The following is a 2,836-nucleotide window of genomic DNA, read 5'->3' as shown; positions in this document are numbered from 1 at the left end:
CTAAACGCTTCCGGGGTCATTAGTACGGCTCGGCTCAACGCATCTCTACGCTTCCACCTGCCGCCTATCAACGTCGTCGTCTACAACACCCCTTTATACCGGAACACTCATCTTCAGGCCAGTTTCGCACTTAGATGCTTTCAGCGCTTATCTGATCCCCACGTAGCTACCCGGCCGTGCCTGCGGCCAAACAACCGGTGCGCCAGCGGTGAGTCCATCCCGGTCCTCTCGTACTAAGGACAGATCCCGTCAGTATTCCCACGCCCACCACAGATAGGGACCGAACTGTCTCACGACGTTCTGAACCCAGCTCGCGTGCCACTTTAATCGGCGAACAGCCGAACCCTTGGAACCTTCTCCAGCCCCAGGATGTGACGAGCCGACATCGAGGTGCCAAACCTCCCCGTCGATGTGAGCTCTTGGGGGAGATCAGCCTGTTATCCCCGGCGTACCTTTTATCCTTTGAGCGATGGCCCTTCCATGCGGAACCACCGGATCACTATACCCTGCTTTCGCACCAGATCGGCTTGTGGGCCTCACTGTCAAGCTTGCTTCTGCTATTGCACTCCCCTGCCGATTACCGTCCGGCATGAGCAAACCTTGGGAAACCTCCGTTACCCTTTCGGAGGTGACCACCCCAGTCAAACTACCCACCAAACGCGGTCCTGTCTCCAGTTAGAACGCCAGTCAGAAAAGGGCGGTATTTCAAGGTCGATTCCACGATGCCTGGCGACACCGCTTCACAATCTCCCGCCTATCCTACACATGCCTGACCGGCATTCAGCGTTAAGCTGTAGTAAAGGTGCACGGGGTCTTTCCGTCCCGTGGCGGGTAAGCGGCATCTTCACCGCTACTACAATTTCACCGAACTCATGGTTGAGACAGTGCCCAGATCGTTACACCATTCGTGCAGGTCGGAACTTACCCGACAAGGAATTTCGCTACCTTAGGACCGTTATAGTTACGGCCGCCGTTTACTGGGGCTTCAGTTCAAACCTTCGCTTGCGCTAAGCTCCCCCCTTAACCTTCCAGCACCGGGCAGGTGTCAGACCCTATGCGTCAACTTTCATTTTGGCAGAGTCCTGTGTTTTTGGTAAACAGTCGCCTGGGCCTCTTCTCTGCAGCCTCTGTTGCCAGTAGGCCCCCCTTATCCCGAAGTTACAGGGTCATCTTGCCGAGTTCCTTAACCATGATTCTTTCGCGCACCTTAGAATATTCTTCCCAGCTACCTGTGTCGGTTTACGGTACGGGTATCCATACGCTTAACGACTACTCACTTTTCTTGGAAGCCCCGTCAACTCTTCGCTTCAGCCGAAACCTCCGCTCAACGCCCTATTCCGTCAGGACCTAGAATCTCTGGCACTCCGTCATGAGCACTCCTGCATAGATAGTGTGGGAATATTAACCCGCTCCCCCTCAAAGCCCGCCATTCGGCTGCTCCTTAGACCCCGACTAACCCTCCGATGACTGCCATCGCGGAGGAAACCTTAGCTTTTCGGTGTGGGGAGTTCTCATCCCCATTCTCGTTACTTATGCCTACATTTGCTTTTCTAACCTCTCCACCATCCCTCACGGAACAACTTCACTGATGTTAGAATGCTCTCCTACCACATCATGCTCCTGCATGAGTCCATAGCTTCGGTGATATGCTTGATGCCCGGTTATTATCGACGCCCGCCCCGCTCGACCAGTGAGCTGTTACGCACTCTTTAAAGGAATAGCTGCTTCCAAGCTAACCTCCTGGCTGTCTCAGCAGCCGGACCGCCTTTGTTCAACTTAGCATATACTTTGGGACCTTAGCTGATGGTCTGGGTTGTTCCCCTCTCGGACTTGGACCTTAGCACCCAAGCCCTCACTGCCACGCACCCACAGGCCCATTCGGAGTTCATCAGAAGTTGGTAGGATGTGACTCCCCCGCATCCTGTTGGTGGCTCTACCTGACCCGTGGTAACACGCAACGCTGTTCCTAAAAACATTTCGGAGAGTACGAGCTATTTCTCAGTTTGATTGGCCTTTCACCCCTACCCCCAGCTCATCCGGAAGCTTTTCAACGCTTATCGGTTCGGTCCTCCACAGTGTTTTACCACTCCTTCAACCTGGCCAGGGGTAGATCACCAAGTTTCGCGTCAACCCCCACTGACTATTCGCCCTGTTCAGACTCGCTTTCGCTTCGGCTGCGAACGTTCACGTTCTTAACCTTGCCAGTGACGGTTACTCGTAGGCTCATTATGCAAAAGGCACGCCGTCACCCCACACTGGGGGCTCCGACCGCTTGTAGGCGCCTGGTTTCAGGATCTATTTCACCCGGGTACTCCCCGTACTTTTCACCTTTCCCTCACGGTACTCTGCGCTATCGGTCTTCTGACTGTATTTAGCCTTACCGGATGGTGCCGGCTGATTCAGAGGGAATTTCTCCGGTTCCCCCCTACTCAGGATTCCCAACCCACCAGCGCTCTGACCACTACAGGACTCTCACCCCCTCTGGTTGACTTTCCCAAGTCATTCGTGTTCGATTGCTGATTTGATGTCAGGTCCTACTACCCCAATGGCGCCTTGACGCCACTGGTTTGGGCTGTTCCGCTTTCGCTCGCCACTACTCCCGGAATCACAGTTGTTTTCTCTTCCTGCGGCTACTTAGATGTTTCAGTTCACCGCGTTTGCTCTCCTTAACGGAGTGATAGTTCTTCAAACTATCGGGTTGCCCCATTCGGATACCAGTGGATCAGCCCCTGCCAGCGGGTCCCCACTACGTTTCGTCGCTTGCCACGTCCTTCATCGCCATCAGAAGCCTTAGGCATCCCCCAGACGCCCTTTTGCTGCGTATAATCTACGCCTT

Annotated in this window: 1 rRNA gene; it reads right to left on the bottom strand. The window is 54.4% G+C overall.

From position 1 onward, the window contains the following. Window positions 1–2: 2 nt before the first annotated feature. A 23S ribosomal RNA gene (locus B157_RS0111345) occupies window positions 3–2,822 on the bottom strand. Between the last annotated feature and the right edge of the window lie 14 nt (window positions 2,823–2,836).

Origin of the sequence: Spirosoma spitsbergense DSM 19989 (assembly GCF_000374085.1) — a bacterium.
Taxonomy (GTDB): Bacteria; Bacteroidota; Bacteroidia; order Cytophagales; family Spirosomataceae; genus Spirosoma; species Spirosoma spitsbergense.
Note: the sequence above shows the minus strand (reverse complement) of the source record. Positions and strands in the feature narration are given on the sequence as shown.